Source organism: Streptomyces sp. JNUCC 64, assembly GCF_054484115.1.
This window is the reverse complement of sequence record NZ_CM137015.1, coordinates 1,701,551-1,715,664: the sequence shown is the minus strand read 5'-3', so window position 1 is coordinate 1,715,664 and position 14,114 is coordinate 1,701,551. Positions and strand designations below refer to the sequence as shown.

The following is a 14,114-nucleotide window of genomic DNA, read 5'->3' as shown; positions in this document are numbered from 1 at the left end:
TCGCGGTCATCGGCGCCGGGGTCATGGGCACCGGCATCACCACCCTGGCCCTCGGCCGGGGCGTCGACGTGATCCTCGTCGACGTCTCCGAGGAACTCCTCGACAAGGCCCGCGCCGCCACCACCGGCCAGCTGCGCCTGGCCCGGCTGATGGGGAAGCTGCCCCGCGAGGGCGCCACCGGCGAGCTGGTCACCACCACCCGGATCAAGGACGTCGCCGACGCGACCGCCGTCGTCGAGGCCGTCACCGAACTGGCCTCGCTCAAGGCCGAGGTGCTCGCCGAGGTGTCGGCCGTGGTCGCCCCCGGCACCCTGCTGATCTCCAACACCTCGGCCGTCCCCATCGACGAGCAGGCCGACGCGGTCGCCCGGCCCGAGGACCTGGTCGGCATCCACTTCATGAACCCGCCCTACCTGATCCACACCGCCGAGCTGATCCGTGGCCCGCGCAGCGGCGCCGCCGCCGTCGACGCCGCCCGGGAGCTCCTGGACGCTCTCGGCCAGCGCGGCGTCCTGGTCGGCGACGGACCCGGGTTCGTCATCAACCGGATCCTCCAGCGCATGATCAACGAGGCCGCCCGGATCGTCGCCGAGGGGATCGCCGATCCCGAGTCCGTCGACGCCGCCTTCGAGGGCTGCCTCGGCCACACCACCGGCCCCCTCGCCACCGCCGACCTCATCGGCCTCGACAACGTCGTGGACTCCCTGCGCGTCCTGCGCGAACGCACCGGGGACCCGGGCTACGAGCCCTGCGCCCTGCTCCTGGACAAGGTCGCCGCGGGCGACCACGGCCGCAAGACCGGCCGCGGATTCTTCGCCTACGGAGGCACCTCGTGAGCGTCCCCACCCAGCAGGACACCGCCGCCATCCGGGAGACGCTCACCGCGTTCCTGGAGCAGCGCACCAAGACCGCCGTCGCCCCCGGCCTCGACCTCTTCGGCACCGGTCTCGTCACCTCCCTCTTCGCCATGGAACTGCTCGTCCACGTGGAGCGCTCGTTCGGCGTCCAGATCGGCGGCTCCGACCTCACGCTCGACAACTTCCGCAGCGTCGACGCGATGACCGCCCTCGTCCTGCGGCTGCGGGGCGGCGATGAGTGAGCCCACCACGGCCGACCCCGCCCGTACCACGGCCGACCCGGCCCGCACCGCCGTCGACCCCGCCCGTACCACGGCCGACCCCGCCCGCGCCGCCGTCGAACGGCTCGTCACCGGAGTGATCGGCGACCATGCCGACGCCTGGGACCGCTCCGGCGAGCTGCCGTCCGGGCCGCTCCGCGAGCTGGGCGCCAAGGGAGCGCTCTGCGCCCAGGTGCCCGTCGCCTACGGCGGCCTCGGCCTGAGCAGCGCCGACAACGGCGAACTCACCGCGCACACCGGCTCCCTGTGCTCCTCCGTCCGCAGCGTGATGACCTCCCAGGGCATGGCGGCCTGGACGGTCGAACGGCTCGGCGACGACGAGCAGAAGGCCGTCCACCTCGGCGCCCTCACCTCCGGCCGGCTCGCGGGCGTCGCCTTCAGCGAGCCCGGCGCGGGCAGCGACCTCGGGGCGATGACCACCACCCTGCGCACCGAGGGCGACACCGTCGTCGTCGACGGCCGGAAGTCCTGGATCACCGTGGGCGCCTACGCCGACCTGCTGGTCGTCTTCGGCCGCCACGGCTCCGGCGCCGGAGCCGTGGTCGTCCCCACCGACGCGCCCGGCGTGACCGTGCGGCGCGTCCCCGACCCGCTGGGCTGCCGGGCCGCCGGACACGCCGACATCACCTTCGACCGGGTGCGGCTGCCCGCCGACCACCTCCTCGGCGGCTCCGGACTCCCCGTCGACTGGCTGGTCACCTCCGCGCTCACCTTCGGCCGGGTCTCCGTCGCCTGGGGCTGCGTCGGCATCCTCCGGGCCTGTCTGCGGGCCGCCGCCCGACACGCCACCACCCGGCGGCAGTCCGGCGTCCCGCTCGCCGGCCACCAGCTCGTCGCCCGCCACCTCGCCGAGCTGTACGTCGCCCACGAGGCGTCGCTGCGCTGCTGCGAGCAGACCAGCCGCCACTGGGACGGGAACAGCCCCGAGCTGGTCGTCTCCGCCGTCACCGCCAAGCACCTCGCCGCCGGACACGCCGCCCGTGGCGCCGCCGCCGCGGTCCAGGTCCTCGCCTCGGCCGGTGCCCGGGACGGCGGCCCGGTGGCCCGCGCCTACCGGGACGCCAAACTGATGGAGATCATCGAGGGCAGCAACGAGATCAGCCAGCTGCTGCTCGGCAAGCACGCCGCGGCGGTGTGGTCATGACCGCCACCCGCCCCACCGGCACCGAAGTCGCCGACGACCGCGTCGGCATCGGCCTCGTGCACACCGTGCTGCCCACCGTCCGCACCCCCCTCGCCGACCTCCCCGAGTTCCCGGAACTCGACCCGGAGACGGCGGAGTTCGCGCGCGGCAGCGGCGTCGGGACCGTCGGCGTCCTGGACGACACCACCGCCGGTGACCTCGCCGCCCTCGCCGTCCGGGGCCTCCTCGACCGGCTCGGCGAGCAGGGTCCCGGCGCGGTCCGGCCCGACACCCTGATGCTCGTCGGCCCCCGCGCCCCCGACGTCCTGCTCGGCTCGGACGCCTGCCGCGTCCAGGCCGAGGCCAAGCTCGACGGCACCTTCGCCTTCACCCTCGACGGCCTCGGCTGCACCGGCTCCAGCGCCGCCTGGGCCCTCGGCCGTGACCTGCTGCTCGCCGACCCCAACCGGCAGAGCGTCCTCATCGCCCACGGCAGCCGCCCCACCGGACACGACCGGGTCCGGTACCCCGTCACCGTCATCGGCGACGGCGCCTACGCGATGACCCTGGTGCGCGGCGGCCGACCGGTGCTGCGCGCCCACCGCCAGGAGACCGACGGCACCTTCCACGACCTCTTCCGGGTCGACTACAAGCAGGTGCCCGCGTACGAGTGGCGCGAGGAGTGCGCCTCGCCCGACCGGTACCGCTTCGAACTGGCCATGAACAGCCGGATGCGGCTCTCCCGGATGGTCGACGAGGTCCTCGCGGACGCCGGAGTCGACAAGCCGGCCGTCGCCGCCACGCTGATGCAGAACGTCACCTCGGGCGCCTACCAGTTCTACGAGACGCTCCTCGGCCTGCCCCTGCACCCCGTCTGCGGCGAACACCTCGCCGCCTACGGCCACCTGGGCGCCATGGACGTGGTGCTCAACCTCGACCGGCTCCTCGCGACCGGCGGGCTCGCCCCGGGCGACCTGGTGCTCGTCCTCAACAACAGCCCCGTCGCGGCCTGGGCCGTGACCCTGTGGGAGGTGTGACCATGACCGAGCAGCCCGGGACGTCCGAGGCCGCCCCGACCGTCAAGTGCCTGGTGTGGGACCTCGACAACACCCTGTGGCGGGGCACCCTGCTGGAGGACGGCGAGGTCGTCCTCACCGACGAGGTCCGCGCGGTGATCACCACCCTCGACGAGCGCGGCGTCCTCCAGGCCGTCGCCAGCAAGAACGACCACGACCACGCCTGGGAGCGGTTGGAGAAGCTCGGCGTCGCCGAGTACTTCGTGCACCCGAGGATCGGCTGGAACCCCAAGTCCGGCTCCGTCCGCGAGATCGCCGAGCGCCTCGGCTTCGCCCTGACGGCCATCGCCTTCGTCGACGACCAGCCGGCCGAGCGCGCCGAGGTCGCCCACCACCTCCCCGAGGTCCGCTGCTACCCCGCCGAGGACGTCCTGGAGCTGACCGGACGCCCCGAGTTCAGCCCCGTCGTCACCGCCGACTCGCGCCGCCGCCGCGCGATGTACCAGGAGGGCTTCCGCCGCGAGACCGCCCGCCAGGACTTCACCGGCGCCGACGAGGAGTTCCTGCGCACCCTCGACCTCGTCATGACCATCCGGCGGGCCGCCGCCGACGACCTGGCCCGCGTCGAGGAACTCACCCTGCGCACCAGCCAGATGAACGCCACCGGCGTCCACTACGGCGACGCGGAGCTGCGCGCCCTGGTCGCCGACCCCCGCCACGAGGTCCTCGTCGTCGCGCTGCGCGACCGCTTCGGCGACCACGGGGCCGTCGGCATCGTCCTCCTGGAACGGCTCCCCGGCGTCTGGCACCTCAAGCTCCTCGCCACCTCCTGCCGCGTCGTCTCCTTCGGCGCCGGGACCGTCATCCTGCGCTGGCTCACCGACCGGGCCGCCGCCGCGGGCGTCCACCTCGCCGCCGACTTCCGCCGCACCGAGCGCAACCGGATGATGGAGGTGGCCTACCGCTTCGCGGGCTTCACCGGCGACCCCTGCCCCTGCGCCACCGCGGTCACCGGCCCCGGCCGGGACGGCATCGAGCTGCTGCACATCGAGCCCGCCCGCCAGGACCCGCCCACCACCATGCGCCTCGACGCCCCCGACCTGGCCGTTCCCCGTCCCGGAGGCGGCGCGTGACCGACACCGCCCCCGCCACCCTCCACGCGTGGTTCGACCGGACCGCCGCCCGCCACCCGGACCGGCCCGCCCTGGAGGCGGGCGGCACCGTCCTCACCTACCGCGAGCTGCGCCGCGCCGCCGAGCACGTCGCCGCCCGCGTCCTCGCCGCGCACGGCTCCGCCCCCCGCCGGATCTCCGTCATGGCGACCCGCTCCGTCGCCGTCCTCGCCGCCTATCTGGCGGGCCAGCGGCTCGGCGCGACCGTCACCCCGGTCAACCCCGGCTTCCCCGCCGCGCGCAACCGCGTGATCGTGGAGCTGTCGGGCGCCGAGGTCCTCGTCGCGGACGCCGCCGACGCCGTCCAGCTCGACGGCGAACTGGCGGGCGCGGTCCCCACCGAACTGCGCCTGGACTCCGCCGGGGTCGCCGCCGCCGGACGGGCCGCCGACACCGTGGACCCCGGCCTCCCGGCGCCCGCCACGGGCCCCGACGACATCGCGTACGTCCTGTTCACCTCGGGCTCGACCGGCCGGCCCAAGGGGGTGCCGATCCGGCACCGCAACCTCACCCCCTACCTGGCGCACAACATCGCCCGGTACGGCATCGGACCCGGCTGCCGCACCTCGCACACCTTCGACCTGACCTTCGACCCCTCGGTCTTCGACCTGTTCGTCACCTGGGGAGGCGGCGCCACCCTGGTGGTGCCCGGCCGGGCCGAACTCCTCTCGCCCGTCGACTACATCGCCGACAACGGCATCACCCACTGGTTCTCGGTGCCGTCCGTGGTCTCCGTCGGCGCCCAGCTCGGCAATCTGCCCGCCGGACGCGCGCCGAGCCTGCGCTCCAGCGTCTTCATCGGCGAGCAGCTCTCCTACGACCAGGCCCGCGCCTGGCACACGGTCGCCCCGCGGGCCACCATCGAGAACGTCTACGGACCCACCGAACTCACCGTCGCCTGCACCGAGTTCGCGCTCCCCACCGACCCGGCCGAGTGGCCCGCCACCTCCAACGACACCGTCCCCGTCGGGCCCGTCTACCCCTTCCTCGACCACCTGGTGCTCGACGAGGACGGCCGCCCCGCCGACGAGGGCGAACTGGTCGTGCGCGGCTCCCAGCGCTTCGACGGCTACCTCGACCCCGCCGACGACCGGGGCCGCTTCCTCTCCCACGACGGGCACCGCGCCGTCCCGTACGACGGGGAGACCCCCCTCACCGCCGCCCACTACTACCGCACCGGCGACCGGGTGCGCCGGGAGAACGGCCTCCTCGTCCACCTCGGGCGGCTCGACAACCAGGTGAAGATCCGTGGCTACCGCGTCGAACTCGGCGAGATCGAGGCCGCGCTCCGCCGCCACCCCGACATCGACCAGGCCGTCGTCGTCGCCCTCGGACAGGGCGACGGCACCGAACTCGTCGGCTGCCACACCGGCGCCCCCGTCGAACCCCAGCAACTCGGCCGCTGGCTGCGCAAACGCGTCCCGGTCCACATGGTGCCCCGGCGGTTCCGGCACCTGGACACCCTGCCGCTCAACCCCAACGGCAAGACCGACCGCCCGCGCATCGCCAGCGACCTCCAGACCCCCAACCTCGCCACGGCCGGACCGGCCGACGGCAACGGAGGCCACCATGGCGCTTCTCGATGACATCATCCCGCCGCCCGGCATCGTCCGGACCCTCTGTCTGAGCAACTTCGCCAAGACGGCGGGCCACGGCATCCTGATGGCCGTCAGCGTCCTCTTCTTCACCCGCACCGTCGGCATACCCGCCGAACAGGTCGGCCTCGCCCTCAGCATCGGCGCCGCCATGGGCATGGCCGCCAGCATCCCGGCCGGACGGCTCGCCGACGTGATCGGCCCCCGCAACACCACCGTCGGCTTCCTGCTGCTGCTCGGCGTCTTCGTCGGCGCCTACGCCTTCGTCGAGAGCTTCACCGCCCTCGTCGTCGTCACCAGCCTCGCCCTGATGGCTGAGTCCTCCACGGACGCCGCCCGCGGCGCCCTCATCGCCGGGCTCATCCCCCAGGAGGAGCGCGTCCGCGCCTGGTCCTACATGCGGGCCGTCAGCAACCTCGGCGTCACCCTCGGCGCCGGTGCGGGCGCCGTCGCCCTCTGGTTCGACGACCGCCCGGCCTACATCGGCCTCCTCGTCGCGGGCGGCGTGATGTTCCTGATCGCCGGTGCCGCCTATCTGACCGTCCCCCCGGTCGCCCCCGTGCCGAAGGAGCGCACCGGCCCCGCCTGGGTGGTCCTGCGTGACCTCCCGTACGCGGCCGTGGCCCTGCTCAACTCGGTCCTGGTGATGAACGTCGCCATCCTCACCGTCGCCCTGCCGATCTGGATCACCGGCCACACCGACGCGCCGAAGTGGCTCTACTCGATCATCCTCATCCTGAACACCATCGTGGTCGTCACCTGCCAGGTGCGGGCCAGCAAGGGCAGCGAGACCGTCCCCGGCGGCGCCCGGACCCTGCGGCGGTGCGGCGTCCTGCTCGCCGTCTGCTGCGCCCTCTTCGCGCTCGCCGCCGACCGCCCGGTCTGGATCGCCGTCGTCGCCCTGCTCGCCGGTGCCCTCGTCCACGTCGTCGGCGAGATGCTCTACAGCGCCGGTTCCTGGTCGCTCGCCTTCGGCCTCGCCCCCGACCACGCCCAGGGGCAGTACCAGGGCATGTTCGGCATGTCGACCCAGCTCGGCTCGATGGTCACCCCCGCGCTCGCCACCCTCCTCATCGTGAAGCTCGGCTGGCCAGCCTGGATCGTCTTCGCCGCCCTCCTCCTCGCCGCCGGTCTCGCCGCCCCCGCGGTGGCGTCCTGGGCGGAACGCACCCGCGCCTCGGCCCCCGGGACGGGCGCCGAGGCGGCCGCCACCTGACCGCGGTCCGATCGGAGAACGCACACCATGGACTTCAGCCTCTTCTACTTCGCCAACGACAGCACCGAGTCCACCAGCGGACGGTACGAACTCCTGCTGGAGGGAGCTAAGTTCGCCGACCGCAACGGTTTCAGCGCGGTCTGGACGCCGGAGCGCCACTTCCACCCCTTCGGCGGCCTCTACCCCAACCCGTCGGTCACCGGCGCGGCCCTCGCCGCCGTCACCGAACGCATCGGCATCCGGGCGGGCAGCGTCGTCGCCCCGCTCCACCACCCGCTGCGCATCGCCGAGGAGTGGTCGGTCGTCGACAACCTCTCCGACGGCCGGGTCGGCCTCTCCTTCGCCTCCGGCTGGCACGCCACCGACTTCGCGCTGCGCCCGGAGAACTACGAGAACCGCCGCGCGATCCTCCTGGAACAGGTCGAGCAGGTCCGCGCCCTGTGGCGCGGCGAGAAGATCGCCGTCACCGACGGCGTCGGCGAGGAGCGGCGGCTCGGGATCTACCCACCGCCCGTCCAGCCCGAACTCCCGGTCTGGGTGACCAGCGCCGGGAGCGTCGAGACCTTCCGCAACGCGGGCCGCTCCGGCTCCGGACTCCTCACCCACCTCCTCGGCCAGGACCTCGACGACCTCGCCGGGAAGATCGCCGAGTACCGTAAGGCGGTCGCGGAGCTGGGCCGCCCCGACGGCTGGACCGGCCATGTCGCCCTCATGGCGCACGCCTTCCTCGGCCCGGACGAGGACGCGGTGCGGGAGACCGTACGGGCCCCGCTCGGCGACTACCTGCGCAGCTCGCTGGGGCTGCTGCTCGGCTCCCGGCTCGACGGGCGGCGGATCGACGCCTCCCGCCTCCCGCCCGAGGACGTCGACTTCCTCGTGGCCCGCTCCTTCGACCGCTACTTCGACGACGGCGGCCTCCTCGGCACCGTCGACAAGGCGGAACGCATGGTGGAGCGGTTCCGCGCGATCGGCGTGGACGAGATCGCCTGCCTCATCGACTTCGGCCTGCCCACCCCGGCCGTCCTCGCGGGCCTGGAGCACCTGAACCTGCTGCGCGAGCGCACCGCCCGCCACGGGGAGGGCGTCCCGGCATGACCGAGCGCACCCCCCGGGCCCGCACCGTCGGCGGCATCCTCGACTTCGAGGTGGTCTTCCCCTCGTCGGCCGTGGACGCGCGCGAACTGCACGCCTCCTCCGGTGTCCCCCTCGCCGACATCCTCGCCATCACCCACACCGAACGGTTCCCCGCCCTCGACGAGGACGAGACCGCCTGGGAACTCGCCGCGACCGCCGGGCGCACCGTCCTGGAGCGCACCGGCACCGACCCGGACACCGTCGGCCTCGTCCTGTACGCCGGGTCGGGGGAGTGGGACCTGCCGTTCTGGTCACCGGCCGCCAAGGTCGCCGACGCCCTCGGCATCCGGCACGCCCACTGCTTCGAGGTGGCCAACTTCTGCAACGGCGGCATGACCGCGGTCCGCACCGCCCTCGCCGAACTCGCCCTGGGCGGCGCGCCGCACGCCCTCGTGCTCATCGGCGACCGGCTCAGCAGGCTCGTCGACCACGAGGACGCCGAGTCCAAGGCCCTCTTCAACTTCGGCGACGCACCGGCCGCGCTGCTCCTCGGCCGCGAGGACTGCCTCTTCGACGTGGTGGCCTCCTCGGCGCGCACCGACCCCTCGTGGGCCGACTACTACTCCGGCGACGTGGAGGACGACCGGGTCCTGATGCGCCGCCGGGGCCGTCGGCGGGGGCTCGGCGACGCCTACCTGGAGAACTTCCCGGCCCGCGCCGACGACGTGCTCGCCGCCCTCGGCAAGGACGCCGCCGACGTCGACTGGTTCCTCGTCAACCAAGGGGACCGGGGCATGCACGAGAAGCTGCTGGCCCGGCTCGGCGTCCCCCCGGAGAAGAGCGTCTTCAACTACCACCGCTACGGGCACATGGGCGGCTCCGACCCGTTCATCGCGCTCGGCGGCCTCCGCGCCGAGGGCCGCCTGCGCACCGGGGACCTGGTGCTCGTCGCCGCCAGCGGCATGGGCTTCAGCTGGAGCGTCACCGCGCTGGAGTACCGGGGCCGATGACCGCCGCCACCACGCCGTACGCGGGCTGGAAGGACCTGCGGCGGTACCTCGCCCCGGTCACCGGCCCCGCCGCCGACCCCTCCGGCGCGCCCTTCACCCTGCTGCTGCTCCACCACGCCGGGGGCTCGGCGACGGCGTTCGTCCCGCTGCTGCGGCACCTGCCCGCCGAGTGGCGGCTGCTCTCGCTCGACCTGCCGGGCCGGGTGATGGCGCCGGACGGGCGGCGCCCGCGCTCCACCACGGAGGCGGTCGCCTGGCTCGCCCCGGTGACCCGCGCGGTGCTGGACGGGCCGTACGGCGTCTTCGGCCACAGCATGGGCGCCCTCCTCGCGTACGAACTGGCCCGCGAACTGTCCCGGGACGGAGTCCCGCCCGTCTGGACGGGCCTCTCCGGCGCCCCGGCGCCGGGCCACCGCCCGGACCGGGAGCGGCGGGACCTGTGGCCGCCCGAGCGGCTCACCGGTCTGCTGCGGCGGCTCGGCGGCACCCCCGAGGAGGTGCTCGCCGTCCCCGGACTGGTCGCCCTCATGGTGGAGGTGCTCCGCGCCGACCTCGCGATCGTCGACACGTACGCGGAGCACCCGGGCCCGCCGCTGACCGGTCCGCTCTCGCTCTTCAGCGGCGACGACGACCCGGTCGCCCGTCCCGCGCTCGTCGCCCCCTGGGCCGCCCGCACCACCGCCCGGACCGCACGGCACTCCTGGCCCGGCGGCCACTTCTTCCTCTTCGAGCACGCGGCGGCGGTCGCCCGGGAGATCGCCCGGGACGTCCTCGCCGCCCGCGCCCCCCTCCCGGAGCGGCCGTCATGACCGCCACGGCACCCCGGTGAACCGGTCCCGCGCCCGCCGGGGGCGGCGGACCGGGGCGGGCGGGCCGTCGGACGGGACGGCCGCGGGCTGGCCGTCAGGACGGACAGGAATCCTGGTGCTCCGGCTCGGGCAGCAGCCCCTTGGTCGCGATCAGATAGCCGAGCTGGGCCCGGCTCACACTGCCGAGCCGACGGGAGATCCGGCTGATGTATTCGGCCACGGTCCGTCGGCTGATGCCGAGCCCCCGGGCGATCTTCTCCTCGGTATGACCGGCCACAAGGAAACGGATGATGCTCTGTTCCAGCTCCGAAACAACGTTTTCCGGCCGTTTACCCGCGGCGGGATCCACCAGGGTGCCACGTGCCCATGTGCATTCGAAGACATTGGCCAGGTAATGGACCACGTGCGGATCGCGGACCTCCAGCGCCTCGTTGGGCGAATGGGAAAGGGTGGGAATGAAGGCCACCTTGCGGTCGCAGATGATGACCCGGTCGAACATCTCGCCCACGGTCCGTATGCTTCCGCCCGCCTCCACGACCGTGCGAATGTAGTCCGCGGTCGGCGGGTGATTCCACACCGCGTGCTGATAAAGGGTCCGCTGCGCCACGCCCCGGGCCAGCAGGTCCAGATTGCGCCGGACCACGGTCTCCAGGATCTCCGGCGGACGCCGCCCGCCCGGCTGGGCGGTCAGCAGCTCCGCCTCGCACAGTCCCACCGCCACGTCGATCGTCTCCGCGATCTCCCCGGCGCCCCGCAGCACCCGCGAGTTCTGCGGGCCGTCCTGTCTGGCCTCGGAGTACACGGCCTCCGCCGTCGCGAACGACTTGGTCAGTGCTTCGAGCCGGAGCTGCCCCTCCGCCAGGGTCTGCTCCAGCGGGGCCAGGGCCCGGCCCGCCGCGATCGTCGGCGTGACGGGCGACAGCAGCCCGGGCTCGCCCGGCACCGGCACCAGCAGCCTCAGTCCGGTGGCACAGGCGACGGGTGGATCGGCCGGCGCGGTCCCGTTCGCCACGGCGCATTCGTAGCGTCTCAGTCCGGACGCGCACAGCCCGGGACCGCACACCGAGCCCTCACAACCTGTTTGTAACATTTGCCCCCCTGCGTGATCATGCGCTGCGCATACATGTTAGGTCAGTCAGTTGTTGAGGCAACGACTTGCCGGAAAACATGAGCGAACCGCTCCGACCCGCTTCCACCACGGTTTACCGAAGGACGGAAATGAATCATTCGATTCACAGCGAAGAGTTCCGCGCGGCGGTCGCCCGGCTGTCGGTTCCCGGAATGGGCACCGAAGTGGTCGGCCCGCTTCTCGCCAACCTCGTCCAGCTCCTGAGGCCCCGGCGGGTCCTGGAGGTGGGAATGGGTTACACCACTCCCTTCCTCGCCGCCGCGCTCGCCGAGGCGGAGCGGACCGCCGCCGCCGAGTCCCTCGCGCTCGCCGGGAAGACCCGCGCCCACCTCGACACCGGCCGCGCCCTCGACGACAGCTGGCTCCTCGCCGAACCTCCCCTCGTCACCCCCTCGCTCCACCTGGAGCCGTACCGCCCGGTCCTCGCCGCCGTCGACAACCTCTCCATCGCCGAGTCCTCCGCCGGTCTGGTCCGCGAGGTCCTCGCCGGACTCGGCCTCGACGAGCGGGTGACCGTCGTCAACGCCGACCTCAAGGACTCCCTGGACAAGCTCCCCGAGGAGCTGACCCCCATCGACTTCGCCTGGGTCGACGCCTGGGAGTGCCTGTGGTTCTTCGACCACTTCTGGCCGCTCATCGACCCCGACGGCGGCCTCGTCGTCATGCACTACCTGATGACCTACCCGGAGGGCGACGCCGTCCGCCGCTACATCGCCAAGTTCCAGGAGCGCCACCCGGGCGAACTGGAGGTCGTCAGCCTCCTGGAGTCGCAGAAGCTGATGCAGAACAGCGTCACGATCCTGCGCCGCACCTCCGGCGACCGCGCGCCCCGCTACGCGGGCCCCGGCGGCCGGGTCGACTACTCGGACCAGCTGCACAGCGACGCCCGCGAGCACCTGCGGCTGGTCGCCGACCGATCCGTCTGACCCTCCGTCAGCCCTGCTCACCCGCCCCGCCGTTCGCCCGCCCCCCGCCCCCGGCCCCCCGCCTCCGCCCTTCCCGCGTCCCCCGCCCTCCCTCCGTCCCCCGCCTCCGCCCTTTCCGCGTCCCCAGCCCCCGCCCTCCCGACCGTCCGGCTGCCCCCGCCCGGTCGTCCGACCGACCCCGCCCGACCATCCGACTGACCACGACGAGCAACGAGGACTGCCGTGACCGCCACGCTCGAACCGGTACGGAGCCGGAACTTCGCCTTCATCCTGGGCAGCCCGCGCGGCGGCGGCGCCACCGAGGCACTGGCCCGCGCGGCGGCCTTCTTCGACCCGGCGGGGGAGGGGGACCGGCGGGTGTAGACGGGTGTAGACGGGGGTGGACGGGGACGGCCCGGGGCGGGGTCCGGGTGGAGTTCCCGGCCCGGAGGCCGAGCGGCGCGACCGGGCCCGCGTCCGGTCACCGAGGTCCGTCGGCACCGCGGTTCCGGCCACGGCTCCGTCCACCGGCACGACCGGCGAGTATGCGCCGCGCGCGCGGGGGAGGTCTGCCGGATCTGCGCTTGTCGCGGCCCTGGGGGTGGGAGATCGTGACGGGATGACCGCACCACACACGATCGCCGTCCTCGGCCTCGGCCGCATGGGCGCGGCGATGGCCGCACGCCTCACCGACCAGGGCCACGACGTGGTCGGCTGGACCCGCTCGGGACGCGCTCCGGACGCCGTCAAGACGGCCGCCGACCCCCGGGAGGCGGTGGCGGGGGCGGACCTCGTCCTGCTGTCCCTGTTCGACGGCGCCGCCTGCCGCGAGGTCCTCGAAGCCGTCCGTGACGCGCTGCCGGCCGGCGCTCCGGTGGTGAACACCAGCACCGTCGCCCCGGCCGACGCGGCCGGACTCGCCGGACTGGTCGGCCCCGACGCCGTCCACGCGCCCGTCCTCGGCTCCGTCCCGGCCGTCGCGGGCGGCGCCCTGAAGATCCTCGCGGCGGGCGCCGCGCCCGCGCTCGACCGGGCCCGGCCGGTACTGGAGGCGCTCGGCACCGTGACCGAGGCGGACGACGCGGCCACCGCCGCCGCGCTCAAGCTGGTCGCCAACAACAGCCTGGCCGGAGCCGTCCTCTCGCTGCGCGACGCCCTGCGCCAGGCCGACGCGCTCGGCCTCTCCCGCGCCCAGGCCCTGGACGTCCTGGAACTGGGCCAGCTCGGCGGCCTCGTCGCCCGCAAGCGTCCCTTCCTCCTGGGCGAGGAGCGCGCGGCCGAGTTCACCATCGGTGCCCTGGCCAAGGACTCGGACCTGCTGGCCGACGCCACGGGGGTGCCGCTGCGCAGCGCCGCCGGTCTGACCGACGGCACCGCGGGCCCCGACGAGGACATCGCCGTCGCGGCCGTCGAGCCCGCCGTCCCGGACGAGGTCCTGGAGCCGCTCCGCGCCTACGTCCGGGGCCACGCCACCGGCGACCCCGCCCACTTCCGCGACGCGTTCCTCCCCACCGCCCATGTCGAGGGCGTCCGCGACGGCGTGTTCACCTCATGGCCGCTGGACGCCTACTGCGCCCTCTTCCAGGGCACTCCGGCCCCCGACGAGCCGACCCGGCTGCGCCGCGTCGACGCGGTCGCCGTCCACGGCACCGTCGCCACCGCGACGATGTCCCTGTTCCACGGCCCCGACACCTTCACCGACGTCTTCCTCCTGGTCCGCGTCGACGACACCTGGCGCATCGCCAACAAGGCGTACCACCGCCACATCTGACGGCTCCGCACGTCCGGCCGACCGTCCGCACGTCCGCCCGCCGACCGATCGCCCCGTCCTCGGCCCGAAGCGCCGGGGGCGGCGCGTCCGGCCGTGTGACGCGTCCCACAGCCACCCCCGGGAACCCGGACGCCCTCCGGTGCGACTCCTGTCCCC

At 73.9% G+C, this 14,114-nt stretch carries 14 protein-coding genes; 13 read left to right on the top strand and 1 reads right to left on the bottom strand.

The features are described 5' to 3' along the window. Positions 1 to 8: 8 nt before the first annotated feature. The 10 genes from ACVWNX_RS06765 to ACVWNX_RS06720 are packed head-to-tail and all read left to right on the top strand — an operon-like array spanning position 9 to position 10,153. Complete coding sequence (locus ACVWNX_RS06765) at positions 9 to 836, top strand: 3-hydroxyacyl-CoA dehydrogenase family protein (protein ID WP_454414658.1); 828 nt, start codon at positions 9 to 11, stop codon at positions 834 to 836. Beyond that, positions 833 to 1,099 carry an acyl carrier protein gene (locus tag ACVWNX_RS06760; RefSeq protein ID WP_454412968.1) on the top strand — a complete coding sequence of 89 codons (267 nt, stop codon included), beginning with the start codon at positions 833 to 835 and terminating at the stop codon, positions 1,097 to 1,099. Before ACVWNX_RS06765 ends, ACVWNX_RS06760 begins: the two co-directional genes overlap by 4 nt. Beyond that, positions 1,092 to 2,282 carry an acyl-CoA dehydrogenase family protein gene (locus ACVWNX_RS06755; RefSeq protein WP_454412967.1) on the top strand — a complete coding sequence of 397 codons (1,191 nt, stop codon included), beginning with the start codon at positions 1,092 to 1,094 and terminating at the stop codon, positions 2,280 to 2,282. The genes ACVWNX_RS06760 and ACVWNX_RS06755 overlap by 8 nt, the downstream gene beginning before the upstream one ends. Beyond that, positions 2,279 to 3,298 (top strand): 3-oxoacyl-[acyl-carrier-protein] synthase III C-terminal domain-containing protein, encoded by a 1,020-nt coding sequence (locus ACVWNX_RS06750; protein ID WP_454412966.1) that lies wholly within the window; start codon positions 2,279 to 2,281, stop codon positions 3,296 to 3,298. The genes ACVWNX_RS06755 and ACVWNX_RS06750 overlap by 4 nt, the downstream gene beginning before the upstream one ends. A gap of 2 nt (positions 3,299 to 3,300) precedes the next feature. After that, the gene (locus ACVWNX_RS06745; protein ID WP_454412965.1) at positions 3,301 to 4,410 is read left to right on the top strand and encodes an HAD-IIIC family phosphatase; all 1,110 of its coding nucleotides are present in this window, start codon (positions 3,301 to 3,303) and stop codon (positions 4,408 to 4,410) included. After that, entirely contained in the window at positions 4,407 to 6,035 is a 1,629-nt protein-coding gene (locus ACVWNX_RS06740; RefSeq protein ID WP_454412964.1) for an AMP-binding protein, read from the top strand. The genes ACVWNX_RS06745 and ACVWNX_RS06740 overlap by 4 nt, the downstream gene beginning before the upstream one ends. Then, complete coding sequence (locus ACVWNX_RS06735) at positions 6,019 to 7,260, top strand: MFS transporter (protein ID WP_454412963.1); 1,242 nt, start codon at positions 6,019 to 6,021, stop codon at positions 7,258 to 7,260. Before ACVWNX_RS06740 ends, ACVWNX_RS06735 begins: the two co-directional genes overlap by 17 nt. Before the next feature lie 27 nt (positions 7,261 to 7,287). Next, positions 7,288 to 8,355, top strand: coding sequence for a MupA/Atu3671 family FMN-dependent luciferase-like monooxygenase (locus ACVWNX_RS06730; RefSeq protein WP_454412962.1), 1,068 nt, complete (start codon positions 7,288 to 7,290; stop codon positions 8,353 to 8,355). Continuing rightward, positions 8,352 to 9,344, top strand: coding sequence for a 3-oxoacyl-ACP synthase III family protein (locus tag ACVWNX_RS06725; protein WP_454412961.1), 993 nt, complete (start codon positions 8,352 to 8,354; stop codon positions 9,342 to 9,344). Before ACVWNX_RS06730 ends, ACVWNX_RS06725 begins: the two co-directional genes overlap by 4 nt. Further along, positions 9,341 to 10,153 carry a thioesterase II family protein gene (locus ACVWNX_RS06720; protein WP_454412960.1) on the top strand — a complete coding sequence of 271 codons (813 nt, stop codon included), beginning with the start codon at positions 9,341 to 9,343 and terminating at the stop codon, positions 10,151 to 10,153. Before ACVWNX_RS06725 ends, ACVWNX_RS06720 begins: the two co-directional genes overlap by 4 nt. Before the next feature lie 94 nt (positions 10,154 to 10,247). On the opposite strand, the gene ACVWNX_RS06715 is transcribed toward ACVWNX_RS06720, so the two are convergent. Next, positions 10,248 to 11,165, bottom strand: coding sequence for a helix-turn-helix transcriptional regulator (locus ACVWNX_RS06715; protein ID WP_454412959.1), 918 nt, complete (start codon positions 11,163 to 11,165; stop codon positions 10,248 to 10,250). A gap of 206 nt (positions 11,166 to 11,371) precedes the next feature. On the opposite strand from ACVWNX_RS06715, the gene ACVWNX_RS06710 reads away from it, so the two are divergent. The 3 genes from ACVWNX_RS06710 (at position 11,372) to ACVWNX_RS06700 (ending at position 13,958) form a co-directional block, all read left to right on the top strand. Beyond that, positions 11,372 to 12,208, top strand: coding sequence for a class I SAM-dependent methyltransferase (locus tag ACVWNX_RS06710; RefSeq protein WP_454412958.1), 837 nt, complete (start codon positions 11,372 to 11,374; stop codon positions 12,206 to 12,208). Positions 12,209 to 12,430: 222 nt separating this feature from the next. Next, the gene (locus tag ACVWNX_RS06705) at positions 12,431 to 12,571 is read left to right on the top strand and encodes a hypothetical protein (protein ID WP_454412957.1); all 141 of its coding nucleotides are present in this window, start codon (positions 12,431 to 12,433) and stop codon (positions 12,569 to 12,571) included. Positions 12,572 to 12,806: 235 nt separating this feature from the next. Then, entirely contained in the window at positions 12,807 to 13,958 is a 1,152-nt protein-coding gene (locus tag ACVWNX_RS06700; protein WP_454412956.1) for a nuclear transport factor 2 family protein, read from the top strand. Positions 13,959 to 14,114: the final 156 nt, after the last annotated feature.

Coding starts and splice junctions, on each gene's coding strand:
- ACVWNX_RS06755 (WP_454412967.1), top strand. CDS start 1,092: ATGAGTGAGCCCACCACGGCCGACCCCGCCCGTACCACGGCCGACCCG.
- ACVWNX_RS06750 (WP_454412966.1), top strand. CDS start 2,279: ATGACCGCCACCCGCCCCACCGGCACCGAAGTCGCCGACGACCGCGTC.
- ACVWNX_RS06745 (WP_454412965.1), top strand. CDS start 3,301: ATGACCGAGCAGCCCGGGACGTCCGAGGCCGCCCCGACCGTCAAGTGC.
- ACVWNX_RS06735 (WP_454412963.1), top strand. CDS start 6,019: ATGGCGCTTCTCGATGACATCATCCCGCCGCCCGGCATCGTCCGGACC.
- ACVWNX_RS06730 (WP_454412962.1), top strand. CDS start 7,288: ATGGACTTCAGCCTCTTCTACTTCGCCAACGACAGCACCGAGTCCACC.
- ACVWNX_RS06725 (WP_454412961.1), top strand. CDS start 8,352: ATGACCGAGCGCACCCCCCGGGCCCGCACCGTCGGCGGCATCCTCGAC.
- ACVWNX_RS06720 (WP_454412960.1), top strand. CDS start 9,341: ATGACCGCCGCCACCACGCCGTACGCGGGCTGGAAGGACCTGCGGCGG.
- ACVWNX_RS06710 (WP_454412958.1), top strand. CDS start 11,372: ATGAATCATTCGATTCACAGCGAAGAGTTCCGCGCGGCGGTCGCCCGG.
- ACVWNX_RS06700 (WP_454412956.1), top strand. CDS start 12,807: ATGACCGCACCACACACGATCGCCGTCCTCGGCCTCGGCCGCATGGGC.